This window comes from Cronbergia sp. UHCC 0137, from assembly GCF_034932285.1.
Taxonomy (GTDB): Bacteria; Cyanobacteriota; Cyanobacteriia; order Cyanobacteriales; family Nostocaceae; genus Cronbergia.
Genome location: NZ_JAYGHC010000033.1, coordinates 30,800 through 47,979, shown reverse-complemented (window position 1 = coordinate 47,979; position 17,180 = coordinate 30,800). Strand labels below are relative to the sequence as shown.

Genomic DNA, 17,180 nt, shown 5'->3' with positions numbered 1-17,180 from the left:
TCTACCGGAGGAGGCACTAATGGTTACTCATGGCAACGTCAAAAATTTAGTGAAAATATTGATTGGGGCTGCTTGGATTGATGGCAGGATTCAGCCAGAAGAACGGCAATATTTGCGAGAAATCGCTCAAGCTAAAGGTTTAGCCACCGACCCGGAAATTAAACCTTGGTTGTATGAATTAGTGCCTGTCAAGCCCCAAGAATGTTACAATTGGGTCAGAGAATACTTAGGCGATCGCCCTACTGTTGAAGACTGTGAAAATTTGATTGAAGCCATTAGTGGCTTAATTTACAGTGATGGTGAAGTAGCGATCGAAGAAGCAAGACTTTTGACAACTTTGCAGGAGTTATCTAAGTCTCATGAGTCCTCTGAGCCAGCGTACACCGCCTTGCTGAAAAAAATTCAAAAACTTTATCGGCGATGGGTTGATGTTCAAAATTAGGGGAAAAAAGCAAAAATAAACGGGGAAAGGGGAAAGGGTAATTTCTCCTCCCCCAAATCTATTCTTTATCTACCTTTGGTACAAAGTCGGGACGATCTTTGCTTTCCCAACCAGCAGGACGTTTTGAGTTGTACCAAGCAATTGAGCCAATGGTGACAGCCGCAATAAAACCAACTACATACACCAAAGTAAAAGCCAGGGGAAAATTATTCCCAGTTGCTACTGGTGCTGCTGTTTCTAGCAATAAGTTCATGACTAAATTCTCCTGTTTTAAGCAACTCTTCTTAATAACTCATCAGATTAGCTTAACACGGACATCCATCGTTATGATGAATCAGGAGGAGGAAAGGGGAGAAATCCTTCAAAATACCATAGGAGTTACGCATTGACAGAAAATACCAAATATGTGTAGTGGGAAAGATACATTTATCGTAGGGGTTTAGCAGTGCTAAACCCTTACCCCACGGTTAGTTGAACGGTAAAAATATAATTAGTCGCAACCCGAAACAAACTATTTTGGTGAAAGCAGATCATGATTAATTTGTACAGTGCGTAAGTCCTATACCATTATAACTGATAATTAGTTATACTCACAACGGTTGAGACATGGACTTTTGTATAATCACGAAAACCCTAGATTTATAATTAAACGGGCGGTTGGAAACCGCGTCTACACAGGCAAAACCCATTCCCATCCTTGATTTTTCCTTAGTCCGCGCAGGCGGACTTTGTTTGTGTAGCCGTGACTTCTAGTCGCCAGGGCTTAAAACCCTACCCGGAGAATCAAACAATTAAGCCGTGTTGGGTATAGTATACATTCTATTAGCAATTATTAATAGCCATTATGTCAGTCAAAGTTGGAGATCAAGCACCTGATTTTACCCTACCCGCTCAAAATGGCTCAACAGTTAGTTTGAGTAGTTTTCGCGGAAACAAAGCGGTTGTCCTGTATTTTTACCCCAAGGACGACACACCTGGATGCACTATTGAATCTTGCGCCTTTCGTGATCAGTATGAAGTGTTTAAAGCTGCTGGGGCTGAGGTTGTTGGTATAAGTGGTGATTCTAGCGACTCTCATCAAAAATTTGCAAGCAAGCACAATCTGCCCTTTATTTTGTTAAGTGATAAAGGTGATACGGTGCGGAAGGTTTATGGTGCAACTACCGCTTTTGGTCTGATCCCCGGTCGTGTGACTTATGTGATTGACCAAGCAGGAGTGGTACAATATGTATTTGATTCAATGTTGAATTTTAAAGGTCACGTTGAAGAAGCACTGAAAACTTTGCAGCAGTTGACAGTTAAATAATACCCCACCCCTAGCCCCCTCACAAGGGTAGGTATTTTACATTGTCGTAAGGGCAAGACTTGGGGGACAAGGTAGACAAGGCGACAAGGGAGGAAAACTGTACAAAGAATGTACGATTGGTCACAAAAACTGAAGCTCAACAGACCATTTCTTGTATAAAATCTTCCTTGTCTACAATACCTCCTTGTCTTCCAAGTCCTGCCTTCACAGATAATATTAAAAACCTACACCTGTCAGCCCCTAGCCCCTCCCCGCAAGCAAGGAGGGGTATTGGATTTGCGATTGCTACCCTAGTTATTTATGGGCATGAGACTTTTCTGGTGTTTCTATATTAGCTTGGGCTGATTTGCCGTTTTTGCCGTTGCTATGACCGTTACCGTTGCGGGGTTGAATGACTCCATAACCACCGTGATTACGTTCGTAAATGACGTTAATTTCGTTGGTTTCTGCGTTGCGGAACATATAAAAATCGTGTCCAACCAGTTGGAGTTGTTCTAAGGCTTCATCTAGGGTCATTGGGGGCATAGAAAAATACTTGCTACGCACTACTTCGTCTGGTAGTTCGGGAGTGCGATCGCCTATTAAATCTGTGATAATTGTAGGGTTAACTGATGTCTCTGCTGTGACTGAACCATTAGTCTTTTGATCTTGACGGCGTTCTTTGTATTTACGCAGTTGACGAGCTATCTTATCCGCAACTAAGTCAATGCTGGCGTATAAATTCTCGCTATTTTCCTCCGCCCGAATTACGCTACCATTAGCATAAATTGTCACTTCTGCCGCTTGTTTAGGATTAATTCGAGGATTGCGAGCTACGCTTAAATGTACATCCACTTCATTGGTGATGCTCTGAAAGTGACTAACTGCTTTTTCAATTTTCTGATGTACATATTCCCGAATCGCATCGGTGATTTCAATATTTTTGCCGTGGATGACAAGTTTCATGTAAAATCTCCCACTCAATATTTGATTGATGTGAATTTGTTTTCTAAGATTAAGTAAGTGCGGTTAGGTCTATCAATACCGCAAAGATAAATCGTTCACTGTTGTCTATACACTGCTTGTTTATTCCAGGTTCGATCGCTCTGATGATAGAAAATACAAACCTTGGTTAAAAGTTTTTCCCTTACAGATGCAGACAACTTCTTGCGTCATAATTTAGTCAGTGCATTCGTTACCATTTAAACTTATATCTCTAATCTAGCACTTTGTTGTCTGTAAAGTTTATTCCCTTGATGTTCCTTTAAGATCCTTTGCATAGCTTGACATTTGTTGACTTAAATTTCTGTAATTGACAATATGATTGATTTTTTCCATGATTTATAGTCAAGAACTCAATAAATACCGTTGTCTTTTATATCAACCAGGCTTGGTGTCTTACTCAGATGCCCATGAATGGCAGCGATCGCTCCTCTCTCAACGTTTGCAAAACCCCACTCTAGAGGATGTACTGATTTTGCTAGAACATCCACCTGTCTACACTTTAGGACAGGGATCTAACCCAAAATTCATCAAATTTGATCTTGACAAAAATCAGTATGATGTGCATCAAATCGAAAGAGGCGGCGAGGTGACATACCATTGTCCTGGTCAACTGGTGGGGTATCCTATTTTAAATCTGCAACGTCATCATCAAGATTTACATTGGTATTTGCGTCAGCTTGAAGAAGTATTAATTCGCGTTTTGGCTAACTATGGATTATCCGGGGAACGTCTTCCTGGCTTTACTGGTGTTTGGCTAGAAGGGCGCAAAATCGCAGCTATCGGGATTAAAGTCCGACGTTGGATTACTATGCACGGGTTTTCTCTCAATATTTGTCCAGATATGTCAGGTTTTGAGTTAATTGTCCCTTGCGGTATTGCAGATAAGCCTGTAGCTAGTTTAGCTGAATGGATTCCTAGTATTAATTTTGCGGAAGTTAGTTCTTTGGTAACAAAGTCTTTTGCAGAAGTTTTTCACCTGGAACTGGTCGATTGTCAAACAATTTTGGATTTTGGATTTTAGATCAATTGGAGGAAATAGGGAACAGGGAACAGGGAACAGGGAACAGGGGAAAGAGACAATATTTTGTAATAATGTTAGAAATTTTGCCTCATTTCTGATACAGATTGATGTTTCTGGGATTTTTGTCCTAGATTTTGCATATTAGGTACTTGAAGAAGCAGTATTTTTACTGTTTTATTAAAAGTTGGCTCATGGTGTATGATCTAGATCACTTTAAAACTCCCAATGCCAAATTACAATAGCGGTACTATGCAGTATCTTTACTGAATATTTAGTTCCGTCTACCAAAGCAGTGAGTGTGAATTACCCCCCAAATTTACAGGCTAATAACCCACCATTAACTTCTCTGCGAGAACGTGACTGGAAAGCTTTAACAGCACTATTTGAAAGAGATGATAGTGATGAAATTGAATCTGACATTAAAAATAATTTACGCTGGTTAACACCAGAACCCTGTTGGGAAGATAATCCTTTTGAATTTTTGCGTGATTATCTTTAGATTAGAAGCTCAAACCGTTTACCTGTTTGGATTTGCTGATCTTTTTTTGATCTGACGATATTCCCAAGGATTAGTAAATTTACTATCATTCCAAATTCCAACTCGCTCCTGTTGTGCTTTGGTTTCGGCTTGTTGAACTAAGTCTTTACTTGGACACTTGTTTAGATAGGGACGATAAACTTTAGCTAATCCCTCTTGTAATAATATTTGCTGGATAAAAGTTCCGTCTTTGAGCCGAACTTCCGCCACTTTTCTACCATAGCGATCGCTATCTGTAATTGTCAAATTTACGCGATTACCCCCTTGCGTCACCAGTTGTTCTACCCTCTCTTGCGCCTTAACACCCCAATTAAATTGATGGCGATCGCTAACTAATCTACTACTTTTTTCCTTTTTGGTGTGGGGAATTTCGGGTGCATCTACACAAGCAAACCGCACTGTCAATTTCTGACCATCAGAGTCTTTCAACACCAATGTATCACCATCACTCACCCGTTCAACTATATCACCACCAGGAGCAGCAAAGCGATCGCACCCAATCAAATTGAAAAGGAGCATGACCGTACCCAAACAAAATACCACTTTTTGAATTAAATTATTCATCTACTTTCCCAAATCACCTCCGCGTCTCAATTACAACCCGTGATGTACCACTAGGTCTAAAAAGCAATAAAGTTTTACAAAGTAGCTAATTTATCTCCTAATTCAAGTCATTTAAGATAAAAGTTTGATACTATGGTTACTAAGGTAATTAGTGTTTTGCCGATAGCTATCAAAAGTTACGCCATTCAATCATTCTTTAAGTATCAACACAATGAAACCCATTCAGCAAACTCATCGCCATGTCTCTGCTCAAAAGTTTCAGCAATCACTATATCAGTTAAAAGACATTTTGCAAACAACTCCTGCTGAAAATGAAGTAATTCCAGAAGCAAGTTCTAGTAGCCCTATTGACGATACTTCCAGTAATAACCCTGAAATTTCTTACCTAGAGGCTTTAGAAGATGCAGTTGCCGATATTGAACAATATTTGGCAGAAAAAAACAATCAGTAAATTTATGATCCATAAACCCTCTGACGCTGGGCTTCATACAACATTAACGCCGCAGCGATCGCCACATTCAACGATTCTACACCAGGACTGAGGGGAATCTTCACCTGGATGTCGGCCATGGCCATTAAATCCGGTGACAAACCCGCGCCTTCATTGCCCAATAAAATTAAACTAGGTTTACGCCAATCAACTTGCCAATAGGTTAAATTTGCCGTGGGTACAGTTGCGACTACCTGCATACCCGCTTCCTGACTTTGCTGGACTGTAGCTCTTAAATCTTCAGTTACCGCCATCCCTAAGCGAAACCACTGCCCCGCAGAAGCCCGTAAAACCTTGGGATGATCTAAATCCACTCCACCCCCACCCAACCACAAACCAGACGCTCCTGCTGCGGCTCCTGTGCGGATAATCGTCCCTAAATTCCCAGGATCTTGGACAGTTTCTAAGGCCAGCACCACACCAGTAAAGGGTAACTCCGTTGTTTGTTCCCTACGTTTAGCCGTGGCTATTACCCCATCTGGTTGCACAGTGGTCGCCATTGCTGCTAATACTTCTTCACTGACAACTTCTGAGCGATCGCACCGACTACTAGCTTTCTGCCACAATTGCTGATGATCCCTTTGCCATTCGGGAGTACAGCACACCACCTCCAAGGGGTAATCAACAGCACAGGCCTCTTCTAATAAATGCGTCCCCTCCAACAAAAATAATTCTTGCTTATGCCTCTCTTTACTGGCATGGAGTTTGCGAATTTGCTTAACCAGGGAATTTTGTAAACTAATCAGCACAATTTTAGACTTTTAAACTCAGAATTTCAGATACACCATCTAAAATCTGTTTATTGAGATGCGGAACCCGGGACTTGAACCCGGAAGCCTTGCGGCACTAGAACCTGAATCTAGCGCGTCTGCCAATTCCGCCAGTTCCGCTAATACTTGTTTTTTATCAACCAACTTCTGATTATTGCTTAATTTTTAGTAGTTGTCAAGTTAAACTTCACACAAATTTTATTTACAAATTTATAGACGCTAGAAACCTTGTCATCACTCAGTTATAGCCATTATATCACCTGACAAAAAAAATATTCTGATAAATGACACCGCCAATAATGTATAGAAATCAAATCTTTACTGTAGAATCGAAACCAACTTCAAACCTTTATTATTACGTCTTTTTTTTGGAGGTAGGCTTATCAATTCTTCTAGCAGCTTACCAGATGCTAAGTCTCCACTGGAAGCAGACTCCTCAGTCTTACAAATTTTCGGTGGGCATCCTTTGCGGGGTCATGTAAGAATTAGCGGGGCAAAAAATTCAGCATTGGTAATCATGGCTGGGTCTTTGCTTTGTTCTGGAGATTGTCGGATTCGCAATGTGCCTTTTTTGGCAGATGTTGAACGCATGGGACAAGTTTTATCAGCTTTGGGACTGCGTTTAACCAGACAAGACGACATTTTGGATATTAATGCCAGCGAACTTACCACATCTAAAGCTCCCTACGAACTTGTAACTCAATTGCGAGCAAGTTTTTTTGCCATTGGACCGATTCTGGCCAGGCTAGGAATAGCACAGATGCCCCTGCCTGGGGGTTGTGCCATTGGTGCTAGACCGGTTGATTTGCACGTCCGGGGATTACAAGCGATGGGTGCTGAGGTGCAAATTGAGCATGGGATTTGTAATGCCTATGTTCCTGGTGGTCATGGTCGGTTAAAAGGAGCGAGGATTTATCTAGATACACCCAGTGTGGGAGCGACAGAAACTTTGATGATGGCTGCTACCCTAGCTGACGGGGAGAGTATCATTGAAAATGCCGCCAGAGAACCGGAAGTAGTCGATTTGGCTAATTTCTGTAATGCCATGGGAGCGAAGATTTACGGGGCGGGAACAAGTACAATTACTATTGTTGGTGTTTCCAAGTTACATTCTATCGACTATTCAATTATTCCTGATCGGATTGAGACAGGAACATTTTTGGTCGCTGGAGCGATTACTCGTTCTGAATTTAGTTTATCTCCAGTATGTCCTGATCATCTAATTCCAGTGCTGGCGAAGTTGCGAGATATTGGTGTGACAATTATCGAAGAAGCACCAGACTGTTTACGCATTTTACCAGCAGATGTTCTCAGGGCTACAGATATTGACACCTTACCCCATCCTGGTTTTCCCACGGATATGCAAGCGCCTTTTATGGCTTTGCTAACTTTAGCTGAAGGTGACAGCATTATTAATGAATCTGTGTTTGAAAACCGTCTGCGTCATGCTTCTGAGCTTAATCGCTTAGGGGCAGATATTCGGGTTAAAGGTAATACGGCTTTTGTTCGGGGAGTGCCAAAATTATCAGGTGCTCCAGTATTAGGCACGGATTTACGGGCGGCTGCGTCTTTGGTCTTAGCTGGACTAGCAGCAGAAGGAATAACGACAATTCAGGGAATAAATCACCTAGATCGTGGTTATGATCGCCTAGATATGAAGTTGCAGCAACTAGGAGCGAAAATCATTCGGATCAAGGAAACATCAACAGATGTAGAATTACTTGCTAACAATGGTACTCCGTTAAACTCGACTGCATTGTAGATTTGGAGGTAATTAGTTAGTTAATGGCGGTTAAGAGCGATCGTCATTAATTAACTTTTTAGGTAGGGTAGTGGCAAATATGTAGTGATATGGTTACGATATACCAAGAGTTTTAGCACTAAAGATCACTACTTATCGCTCTCCCAAAATTACACTACAGCGATCGCTCTCCCAAAATCTCACTACAGCGATCGCACTCCCTAAATCACATCACAGCGATCGCACTTTTCCAAAATCCCCCACATAGCGATCGCACTTCTCCAAAATCACATCATAGCGATCGCACTCTCCAAAATCGCACAAGCACTGATTTATCAAATCCCTCATGATATTAAAGCTGATTTAAGATATAGGAATCCTACTTGAATCTTGCTCAATATACTGAGGCTCAATCGTTGATGATATACGGTTTAGGGTTTACAGCTTGTTCAAAAATCAAATAGGACTCCTATATAAAACCTATGTATAAAAATCACAATAAACCTCTTTCAATGTTATAAATTTGTTAAAATATCAAGGTAATTGGAAACAAGCTATACCGCTTTAAAGGATAAAATAGTATGGATGCTGCGGAACTTCTAGCACTTTATGAAGCAGGAGAAAGAGATTTTAACGGATTAACCTTAACTTTCTTTAGTTAAACTTAATTCATTTTATAATGATTATCGTTTATGTAGAGATTTAAGTAATTCTTGCCTGAAAGATTTAGACCTCACAGGGTTAAATTTAAGTTTTTCTATTTTATATGGTGCAGATTGTAAAAATACTAATTTTACAAATACCAACTTATATTGTGCTAATTTTCACAGTGCTAATTTAAAAAGAGCAAATTTTACTAATGCTGATTTACGATATGCAATTTTAATAGAAGCTAATTTAGAAGGAGCAGATTTTACTAATGCTGATTTACGATATGCTAATTTACATGGAGTGGACTTAAAAAGAACTAAAAGCACAGAAGGAGCAAAATTTACAACATTTGTGATATATCATGTTCTTGGAATCAATTGGATGATGAGCAATTTGAAAAACTTTGCTACGATATTTTGAGAGAACAACATAAATTAAAATTAACTGATATAGATAAAATTGATAATTCTCGCTCTCGTGACGGTGGTAGAGACATTGTATTTTATAAAGGTGTAGATATTAATAAAAAACGTATTAAATGGATAGCTCAATGTAAATTAAAAAGTGATAAGCGATCTCTTGGTAAATCACAAGTTCCTGATATAAGTGATATGCTAGAAGTACAAAAAGCTAAAGGTTTTTGTATTATGACTAGCGGGATAATTGGCGCGACTTTACACGATACATTAGATGCTTTAGGAGATAGAAAGGGTTGGGAAGTAGAAAAATGGTCATATATAGAACTAGAACGATTTTTAGCAGAACATCCAGAAATTAAAGCCAGACATTTTAAAGATAGATTAATTTGATAAAGACTATCCATAAAATTAGCCTAAGCAGGTAGGGATTGTCTGTATAGCCCCAGATATCTAATCTGAGGACTATATAAAAAACACATTAAAACAATATATCCTAAACTGCCTCATTCCCCAATCTTTGTAACAATTCCTCACGGGATAAATTACCCAAAGAAAGAAGTATACTTTCACCTTCCACAACCAAACTTACAGATCAAGACTTTTTTCAATTTGGACAAGGTATTGAAATAAGGCATTCGTTGATTTAATTTTTTACATAGGTTGATTTTTTAAAGCCGACCTATTTAGCGCAGTAATTCTTCTATTTGATGCTGACTCCACAAGGTTTTGTAAAGTCCTGGTTGTTCTACCAATTCTGAGTGATGACCGACTTGGACAATTTTACCGTGATCCATGACTAAAATGCGATCGCAGATGGCGGCAGCAGATAATTGATGGGTAATGAAAATCACAGTTTTCTTTTGAGTGCCAGTAGAAAGATTATTGAGGATTTGGGTAGCTGTTTGATTATCGACACTGGAAAGGGCATCATCTAAAATTAACACAGGGGCATCAATCAACATGGCTCTAGCTAGGGCTGTACGTTGCCTTTGTCCACCAGAAAGGGTAATACCTCTTTCACCAACGATGGTTTCATAATTTTGGGGAAAATTGTTGATTTCTGATTTAATTTGGGCAAGATTGGCGACTAATTCCACATCTTTTTGTTCGCTCAAGGGGTCGCCGTAACGGATATTATTTTTAATGGTGGTGCTAAACAAAAAACTATCTTGGGGTACGTAAGCGATCGCTCCCCGTAAATCATGCAAGGCTATTTGTGTAATATCGAACCCATCCAAAAATAACTGCCCTGGGGCAACATCTAACAACCGGGGTAAGGCATTAGCTAAGGTAGATTTCCCCGCACCAATAGCCCCCACAATAGCCACCATTTCCCCTGGAGCAATATCAAAGCTAATATTATCTAAAGCCGGTTTAAGGCTGCCTGGATAGCTGTAATTTAGATGTTTGGCTGTGACTCTGCCTTTTACCCCATCTGGTGATAGCTGTAAAACTTCTGCTGAATCTTGAATTTTTGGCTGTACACTCAAAATCGACTCCAATCGGTCTATACTTACCTCTCCTCGTTGGTAAGCAGTGATTGTGAATCCTAACAAAGCTGTGGGGAAAACTAGGCGTTCTACATATATTAATAGTGCCAAAAAATCACCAATTGCTAAAGAACCACCAGAAATCCGCATTGTTCCCAACCAAATAATAACTAGGGAACTGAGATTGGCTAATCCACCAATTAGGGGAAATAGGGTATTGCGACTTTGGGCTAGTTTGAGATTTGCTGTTAATAGCTGGTGATTTTTTTGATTGAAAGCACGACGCTCATTTTCTTCTTGTCCGTAAATTTTAATTAGAGCAATACCGCTAATGTCTTCTTGGATTAACCCACTCATATCCGAGAGTTTTTCTTGGACTGCGGCTTGTTGTTTGCGGAGGCGATCGCTAAATGTATGTACTAAAAAGAACATTAAAGGATAAACTACCAAGGAAGCCAAAGTGAGATCAACGCTAATTGATAACATGATTGGCAGCGTTAAAGTGTAGGCAAACAGAGTATTAGCCAAACTCAACACCGCAAAACCCAATAACCGACGTACATTTTCTACATCACTGGTTGCGCGACTAATTAAATCACCGGGAGTATTATTAGCAAAATAATCTGGTTCTAGTTTCAATAAATGTTCAAAAATTCGCTGTTTTAGGTCAAATTCTACCTTTCGTCCCACCCCAAATATCCACATTCGGGAGGCCATCCGCATTAGCCACATGGCAGAACAGAGCAGAATTATTGTTAATACATATCCCCGTATTTGATCGAAACTAAAATTTGTCGAAAGTTTATCTACCCCAGAGCGAATTAATAAAGGGATATAAACACCAAGGGCATTAACAGATAATAAAGCAATAATACCTAATGTAGTGTCTTGCCAATAGGGGCGGAGGTAAGTACGGAGTTTATCAAATCTTCTAGATTGTGTCATTCAATGCAACAGGTGGCAGGGGGCAGGGGGCAGGGGAGGCAGGGGAGGCAGGGGGCAGGGGGCAGGGGGAAAAGTCTTGTGCTTGCGCTGAGTGTGTCGAAGTGGTGTCTGAGTTTTAGCGTTACCTTATATCCTAACCTTCAAAGGCGAAATTTTGGGTTTAGTATAATTTAGCGGGCAAGAAGCCCGCATGATCAAGAAATCGACATTCACAAAATTGAGATGCGCTGTGTTCAACCTTCTTGTACTTCTGGTGTTGGTGACGTGCGACCACGTAAGAAAATGTAAATCTGGTTGAGATAGCTTTCCCAGACTTGGGTTGTCAGTTGCAGCGTTTCAGCATTGGGGACAAAATCTTCTACCCGCAAACCGCGTGTGGTAATTGCTTGGGGATTTTGCAAAAGATAGGATGGAATTTTTGTACCCATAGCATTGAAAGCCATAATTGACAGATTTATATCTCCCCCAGGTAAGATGCTATTTCCTCCCATATCTGAGATGTTGGAGTTGTTAGTTAGAGAAGCATTAGCTACTAATGTTTGCGGTGGAGGAATTAAGGATGCAATCGGTGATCTGACCAGGAAATAAGCGATCGCTGGTGTACTTGACAAAAGTAAAATTGCCAAAGCCCATCCCAACAAAAATCCTCCCGGCTTGTCTATTCCCCCCCCTTTGATTTTTTGGGCAGCAAACAACAACATTAATACAGATGCACCCAAGGGTTTAAGGGGAAAGGAAATAAATCGCCATAACGAAGCTACAGCAGGTTCGCTAGGGTTTAAGAATGCCAAAGCGAGAACGAAAATAACTAGCCCCAAGATAAATCTACCCACAAAACTAGCTGAGGGGTAAAATTTCTGGAACACAGAAATGGCAACAGCGCCAATTAGCAACCACAGAAGTATCCGACTTAACAATTGAAACATAAGATTAACGCTCTAATTTTTCAGTGCGGCCAGCCTAGAGGTAGGGTGTAGGGAATTAATTTATCGTCAAACTGTAATTGCACCATTACTCGACGCAAAGAAAGTACATCATACCTCACACCCACAAACTACCGTCGTAGTGATTTTAGTGCAATTTTTTGACAATGCGTATATTATTTAGCAGAAATCGTAAGAAGTTCCACATCTTACTTTTGTGTAGGTAATTCACAATTTTCCCTGATGGTCAGGAAATATGGGTGAATTTAGATTAAATTTAGAAGTTGTAATATTTAAAGGAAAAATTATGTCGTCGAGAAAGTCTACCATTTTAGTCACGGGGGGAGCAGGATATATTGGTTCTCATGCGGTACTGGCTCTCAAACAAGCAGGCTATGAGGTAGTCATACTCGATAATCTGGTCTATGGTCATCGAGATTTGGTAGAACAGGTGTTACAAGTAGAATTGATAGAAGGGGATATTAGCGATCGCTCTCTGTTAGACCAATTATTTCAAACCCATGATATCTCCGCAGTTATGCACTTTTCAGCTTATGCCTATGTAGGAGAATCGGTGACAGACCCGGCTAAATACTACCGCAACAACGTAGTAGGTACTCTAACATTATTAGAGGCCATGTTGGCCGCATCTATTAATAAATTTGTCTTTTCCTCTACCTGTGCTACCTACGGTGTACCCCAATTTATCCCCATTCCCGAACATCATCCCCAACATCCCATCAATCCCTACGGTGCTACTAAATTGATGGTAGAGCAGATTCTTGGTGATTTTGATCTGGCTTACGGTTTAAAATCAGTCCGTTTCCGTTATTTTAATGCCGCAGGTGCTGACCCTAGTGGTAACTTAGGTGAAGATCACAATCCAGAAACCCATTTAATCCCCTTAGTATTAATGACGGCTTTAGGGAAACGGGAACACATTTCGATCTTTGGTACAGACTATGAAACCGCAGATGGGACTTGTATTCGCGATTATATTCATGTCAGCGACTTAGCAGATGCCCATGTTTTAGGTTTAGAATATTTACTCAACGAGGGAGAAAGTGAAGTCTTTAATTTAGGCAATGGTAACGGTTTTTCTGTTAGAGAAGTGATTAATGCGGTAGAAGAAGTAACCGGAAAAGTGATATCAATTAAAGAGAGCGATCGCCGTCCTGGAGACCCCCCTATCCTCATCGGTAGTAGTGAGAAAGCCAGAAAAATCTTAGGCTGGCAACCCCAGTATCCAGGTATTAAAGATATTGTTGCCCATGCTTGGCAATGGCATCAGAAAAGACATACCACTTAATCAATTTCTCCCCCATATATTTATGAGGACTAATCTTTGACTTCTAAAATACAAGTAGTCTGTAGTCTTTAGGGTGCGTCAGACAAAATAATTGAGGCTAAAACCAGTAATTTTAAGTTTCTGACGCACCTTATTTCTAAGAGGCTGTTTGAAAAGTCATGATCGATGTATCAAATATTTTTACCCCTCCCTAACCCTCCTGACGGGTGTAGGTTTTTTACGAAAGCATCTGAAATGGGGTTTTTTCGTTGATTGAAAACTCCTCTTTCCCATCTGAGTTCCCACTCAAGAACGAAATTTGGTGTTTTCACACAGTTTAAAATTGTGTTTGAGAGTGTCAACTCACACCTAAATTAAAAACCTACACCTGTCAGGGGAGGGAGGAATAATTTATTACCAATCACCAATCACCAATCACCAATATTACATTTCTCCCCCAACAACTACATCTCGAATGCGTAGACTTGGACCGCCACAACCTACGGGTAAACCGTTTTGTCCACCTTTACCGCAACCACCGGATTCATCCCAATAAAAATCATCACCAATTGCTTCGATATCTGCCAAGGTTTGAAAAACGTTTCCTGATAGAGTTACGTCTCTTACCGATTCGCTAATTTGGCCATTTCTAATCATCCAGGCTTCACCGGCGCTAAAGGTGAACATTTCTCCATTGGTCATGCCACCTAACCAGTTACGAGCATATACTCCTTCTTTAATTCCGGTAATTAGGTCTGCGACTGGTGTTTTGCCTCGTTCAATCCAGGTATTGGTCATGCGGACAATGGGGCTAAAATGATAATTAAGACAACGAGCATTTCCTGTGGGGGCTGCGTTTAATTTACCGGCGGTTTCACGGGAATGCAAACGCCCTTCTAATATTCCATCTTTAATTAATTGGGTGGTAGTGGCTGGTGTACCTTCGTCGTCATAAAAATAACTGCCACGATGACCTTCTGGGGCTGCACCATCAAAAATTTGCAGTTCTGGGGGGCCAAAACGCCGGCCGATGGTCATAACTTCTAATAAATCGGGGTTTTCATAGGCCATATCGGCTTCGGAAAGATGGCCAAAGGCTTCATGAACAAATAGACCCGTTAGTATGGGGTCAATTACTACTGTGTAGGTGTTGCCTTTAACTGGTGGTAAAGATAAGGCTGCCACTGCTCTTTGGGCTGCTCCTTGGACTTGAGCATCTAAATTTGTTAGGTCTTGATAGGCTTTGCGAGAACCAGTGGTTTCTCTGCCAGTTTGTACTGTGTCACCGTTTCTGGCAGTGGCAGCAAAGCGCATTTCCATGTCTACCCATGATTGTTCAATTAGAGTTCCTTCTGAGGTGGCAATGATGACTCTTTGGGCGATGTCACCATAGCGGACTGAGGTAGTGGTAATGCGGGGGTCAACACTTTTGAGTATTTCGGTATAGCGATCGCACAATTCTTGTTTTTGCTTGAGAGGAACTAAACGCGGGTCTGTACCTGTTAAGGGCAACTTACAAATGGCTTGCACTGGGGTAACGTCTGCGAGAATGGTTTCTTCGTCTCCCACAAGTCGGGCGGCAGCGATCGCTTCTTCAATTCGGTCTTCAATTGTTGCCAGTTGGTTAAAGCTGCTCAAGCCCCAGCCACCCTTGTAGCAGGTACGAATATGACCACCAATGGAGATGCCTTCGGTGAGAGTTTCCACTTTTTCGCCACGCAGGAAAATATCCGTTCCTTCGGCTTCTTCTAAACGAATCATTAGATAATCTACGCGGGACGAATAGCGGGCAATTAGATCTGAGAGTAAGTTTTGGATATCAGCAAGTTTATTCGGCATTCTTGTTTGTCACCATGACCACCTAACTTTTATTGTCTAGTTTTTTGGGCAATTTTTCCTAACTGCTTTTTGAATCTGGTTAGTTAAAACTAAAAATTCCAGACCTTAGACCCCACACACCCCAGACCCTACCCTGGAGGGGCTGAGGGGTGCAATGGGTGATGCCCCAGTGAGGATCAGGCGATAGGTGGGTTACGCTGACGGTCAACGTTTAGTAGTGGGTAGGTTTTGTGGTAAAGGACTTGCTGCGCTCTTTTATAGGCGCTAAATCTGTTATTAATCTAATCATCGTTTTCTTATCTACTTTTGGTTTGGAATCGGAAAGGGGTTCGGGTAGATTTGAATTTGTGTGCGGTTGAATGCTTGTATTGTCCTGGAGGCTGGTATTTGCTAATTAAAAATTTGTGATTAACAATGCCAATCCTGTCATTATTCAATTCCAGGACATGATTTTAAAAGGTTATTTTGATTTTGCTTGACGAAAATTAGATGGGTGCTGCAAATAAAGACCGGTGGGGATTTTAATCCTCTAAAAATTTTTTTGATGCTGCTCAATTGGCGGTTGTTCCTACTTTGACGGTAAAGATTGTACCTGTAGGATAATTATTTTCTACAGTCATACTACCGCCATGAGCATCCATCACCATTTTACAAAATGTCAATCCTAATCCTGTTTGTGATGTTCCATGATTTATACTGCCTATTTCATATTTCTCAAAAATAGCCTGTTGGAGATGTTTACTGATTCCTTTTCCGGTATCTATGACCTGGACTATTAGTTGGCGATCGCTAGAATAATCAGCTTGCAATATCACCTGACTATGGTTTGGTGAAAATTTAATTGCATTGGCTATCAGGTTGTCTAAAACTCGGCGAAATAGTGCTGAATCTAAGTTGACGCTACTATTAATTTCAGCCAAATGCCCAATTAGTTGAATATCTCGCTGGGCTGCCAGTAGCTCAAAGTCTGATAATACACAGTTACACAGCTTATTTATATCAACTTCTGTTAGGTTCAATCTCATTTTACCAGATTCAAATTTAGCGATATATAGCAAACTATCAATCATTGATTGAAGTTCTTTAACATCGACTATAATTCGGTCAATTTTTTGTAGTTTAACTTCTGGTGTGAATTTTGGTAGTTTGGCAATTTCTGCACATAGTAAAATGTTGGTTAAGGGATTACGCAAATCATGAACGAGCATATTTACCATATCTTCTCGTAACTGGATTAGTCCTTGCAGGTCGTCATGGTGTTGCTTAATTCGCAACATGGAGCGGACTCTGGCTTGTAATTCGGTTTTATTAACAGGTTTACTGATAAAATCATCGGCCCCAGATGCTATACACATTGCTAAGTCTTCTTTGGCGTTGAGGGCTGTGACAATGATGATGGGTATGTGTTGCCATTGGGGATTGGCTTTGATGGCTTTACAGGTTTCAATTCCATTCATCTCTGGCATCATCACATCCAAAAGTATTAAGTCTGGTTGAATGATGTTCATCCTTTCCAAGGCTTTGATGCCACTGGAAGCATAGTTAAGTTGATATTTGTCATTGAGTAGCAGGGCTTCAATGACATCAAAGTTATCTGGTTCATCATCTACCACTAGAAGTGACACTAATTGTTCCATTTGACAATTTTGGATCTAAATAGGGCTTGCTGATAGCGTAGCGTGCCGTTAGGCATATAAATCTCAAACGAAGATATATCAAGGGTTTGAAGGTTAAAAAGGTGAATCAAGTGCAAGGAATAAGCGTTGAAA

General features: G+C 40.6%; 17 protein-coding genes and 1 tRNA gene. 9 read left to right on the top strand and 9 right to left on the bottom strand.

From position 1 onward, the window contains the following. The first annotated feature begins 19 nt into the window (after nt 1-19). Nucleotides 20-442, top strand: coding sequence for a TerB family tellurite resistance protein (locus VB711_RS17250; protein WP_323287419.1), 423 nt, complete (start codon nt 20-22; stop codon nt 440-442). Between the two features lie 58 nt (nt 443-500). On the opposite strand, the gene psb35 is transcribed toward VB711_RS17250, so the two are convergent. Then, complete coding sequence (gene psb35 / locus VB711_RS17245) at nt 501-695, bottom strand: photosystem II assembly protein Psb35 (protein ID WP_323287418.1); 195 nt, start codon at nt 693-695, stop codon at nt 501-503. Between the two features lie 591 nt (nt 696-1,286). Here psb35 and VB711_RS17240 point away from each other — a divergent pair. Further along, nucleotides 1,287-1,748, top strand: a complete 462-nt coding sequence (locus tag VB711_RS17240) for a peroxiredoxin (protein WP_323287417.1) — start codon at nt 1,287-1,289, stop codon at nt 1,746-1,748. A 294-nt stretch (nt 1,749-2,042) separates the two neighbouring features. Here VB711_RS17240 and hpf read toward each other — a convergent pair whose 3' ends face one another. After that, on the bottom strand, nt 2,043-2,693 hold the full coding sequence (hpf, locus tag VB711_RS17235; protein WP_323287416.1) for a ribosome hibernation-promoting factor, HPF/YfiA family: 651 nt from the start codon (nt 2,691-2,693) through the stop codon (nt 2,043-2,045). A gap of 370 nt (nt 2,694-3,063) precedes the next feature. Between hpf and lipB the strand changes: the two genes are divergently transcribed. After that, nucleotides 3,064-3,753 (top strand): lipoyl(octanoyl) transferase LipB, encoded by a 690-nt coding sequence (gene lipB, locus VB711_RS17230; protein WP_323287415.1) that lies wholly within the window; start codon nt 3,064-3,066, stop codon nt 3,751-3,753. Nucleotides 3,754-4,051: 298 nt separating this feature from the next. Then, entirely contained in the window at nt 4,052-4,252 is a 201-nt protein-coding gene (locus tag VB711_RS17225; protein WP_323287414.1) for a hypothetical protein, read from the top strand. A gap of 18 nt (nt 4,253-4,270) precedes the next feature. On the opposite strand, the gene VB711_RS17220 is transcribed toward VB711_RS17225, so the two are convergent. Then, on the bottom strand, nt 4,271-4,855 hold the full coding sequence (locus VB711_RS17220) for a thermonuclease family protein (RefSeq protein WP_323287413.1): 585 nt from the start codon (nt 4,853-4,855) through the stop codon (nt 4,271-4,273). Nucleotides 4,856-5,066: 211 nt separating this feature from the next. Between VB711_RS17220 and VB711_RS17215 the strand changes: the two genes are divergently transcribed. Then, entirely contained in the window at nt 5,067-5,306 is a 240-nt protein-coding gene (locus VB711_RS17215) for a hypothetical protein (protein WP_323287412.1), read from the top strand. A 2-nt stretch (nt 5,307-5,308) separates the two neighbouring features. Here the strand turns inward: VB711_RS17215 and VB711_RS17210 are convergent, their stop codons facing one another. Continuing rightward, the gene (locus VB711_RS17210; protein WP_323287410.1) at nt 5,309-6,094 is read right to left on the bottom strand and encodes an RNA methyltransferase; all 786 of its coding nucleotides are present in this window, start codon (nt 6,092-6,094) and stop codon (nt 5,309-5,311) included. Between the two features lie 59 nt (nt 6,095-6,153). Continuing rightward, a tRNA-Leu gene (locus tag VB711_RS17205) sits at nt 6,154-6,235 on the bottom strand. Between the two features lie 262 nt (nt 6,236-6,497). On the opposite strand from VB711_RS17205, the gene murA reads away from it, so the two are divergent. The 3 genes from murA (at nt 6,498) to VB711_RS17195 (ending at nt 9,316) form a co-directional block, all read left to right on the top strand. Beyond that, on the top strand, nt 6,498-7,877 hold the full coding sequence (gene murA / locus VB711_RS17200) for a UDP-N-acetylglucosamine 1-carboxyvinyltransferase (RefSeq protein ID WP_323287435.1): 1,380 nt from the start codon (nt 6,498-6,500) through the stop codon (nt 7,875-7,877). Between the two features lie 696 nt (nt 7,878-8,573). Further along, the gene (locus VB711_RS26500; protein ID WP_416233593.1) at nt 8,574-8,927 is read left to right on the top strand and encodes a pentapeptide repeat-containing protein; all 354 of its coding nucleotides are present in this window, start codon (nt 8,574-8,576) and stop codon (nt 8,925-8,927) included. Next, entirely contained in the window at nt 8,885-9,316 is a 432-nt protein-coding gene (locus VB711_RS17195; RefSeq protein WP_323287409.1) for a restriction endonuclease, read from the top strand. The genes VB711_RS26500 and VB711_RS17195 overlap by 43 nt, the downstream gene beginning before the upstream one ends. Before the next feature lie 293 nt (nt 9,317-9,609). Here the strand turns inward: VB711_RS17195 and VB711_RS17190 are convergent, their stop codons facing one another. After that, nucleotides 9,610-11,361, bottom strand: a complete 1,752-nt coding sequence (locus tag VB711_RS17190) for an ABC transporter ATP-binding protein (protein ID WP_323287408.1) — start codon at nt 11,359-11,361, stop codon at nt 9,610-9,612. Nucleotides 11,362-11,594: 233 nt separating this feature from the next. Further along, nucleotides 11,595-12,287 carry a hypothetical protein gene (locus VB711_RS17185; RefSeq protein ID WP_323287407.1) on the bottom strand — a complete coding sequence of 231 codons (693 nt, stop codon included), beginning with the start codon at nt 12,285-12,287 and terminating at the stop codon, nt 11,595-11,597. A gap of 304 nt (nt 12,288-12,591) precedes the next feature. Here VB711_RS17185 and galE point away from each other — a divergent pair, with 304 nt between their 5' ends. After that, complete coding sequence (galE, locus tag VB711_RS17180; RefSeq protein WP_323287434.1) at nt 12,592-13,593, top strand: UDP-glucose 4-epimerase GalE; 1,002 nt, start codon at nt 12,592-12,594, stop codon at nt 13,591-13,593. Between the two features lie 423 nt (nt 13,594-14,016). Here galE and VB711_RS17175 read toward each other — a convergent pair whose 3' ends face one another. Further along, entirely contained in the window at nt 14,017-15,411 is a 1,395-nt protein-coding gene (locus VB711_RS17175) for a TldD/PmbA family protein (protein ID WP_323287405.1), read from the bottom strand. Nucleotides 15,412-15,962: 551 nt separating this feature from the next. Further along, nucleotides 15,963-17,048 (bottom strand): response regulator, encoded by a 1,086-nt coding sequence (locus VB711_RS17170; RefSeq protein ID WP_323287404.1) that lies wholly within the window; start codon nt 17,046-17,048, stop codon nt 15,963-15,965. Nucleotides 17,049-17,180 lie beyond the last annotated feature (132 nt).

Bases quoted from the DNA above. Each gene is read 5' to 3' on its own strand.
- VB711_RS17250 (WP_323287419.1), top strand. From the start codon at position 20: ATGGTTACTCATGGCAACGTCAAAAATTTAGTGAAAATATTGATTGGG.
- psb35 (WP_323287418.1), bottom strand. From the start codon at position 695: ATGAACTTATTGCTAGAAACAGCAGCACCAGTAGCAACTGGGAATAAT.
- VB711_RS17240 (WP_323287417.1), top strand. From the start codon at position 1,287: ATGTCAGTCAAAGTTGGAGATCAAGCACCTGATTTTACCCTACCCGCT.
- hpf (WP_323287416.1), bottom strand. From the start codon at position 2,693: ATGAAACTTGTCATCCACGGCAAAAATATTGAAATCACCGATGCGATT.
- lipB (WP_323287415.1), top strand. From the start codon at position 3,064: ATGATTTATAGTCAAGAACTCAATAAATACCGTTGTCTTTTATATCAA.
- VB711_RS17220 (WP_323287413.1), bottom strand. From the start codon at position 4,855: ATGAATAATTTAATTCAAAAAGTGGTATTTTGTTTGGGTACGGTCATG.
- VB711_RS17215 (WP_323287412.1), top strand. From the start codon at position 5,067: ATGAAACCCATTCAGCAAACTCATCGCCATGTCTCTGCTCAAAAGTTT.
- VB711_RS17190 (WP_323287408.1), bottom strand. From the start codon at position 11,361: ATGACACAATCTAGAAGATTTGATAAACTCCGTACTTACCTCCGCCCC.
- VB711_RS17185 (WP_323287407.1), bottom strand. From the start codon at position 12,287: ATGTTTCAATTGTTAAGTCGGATACTTCTGTGGTTGCTAATTGGCGCT.
- galE (WP_323287434.1), top strand. From the start codon at position 12,592: ATGTCGTCGAGAAAGTCTACCATTTTAGTCACGGGGGGAGCAGGATAT.
- VB711_RS17175 (WP_323287405.1), bottom strand. From the start codon at position 15,411: ATGCCGAATAAACTTGCTGATATCCAAAACTTACTCTCAGATCTAATT.
- VB711_RS17170 (WP_323287404.1), bottom strand. From the start codon at position 17,048: ATGGAACAATTAGTGTCACTTCTAGTGGTAGATGATGAACCAGATAAC.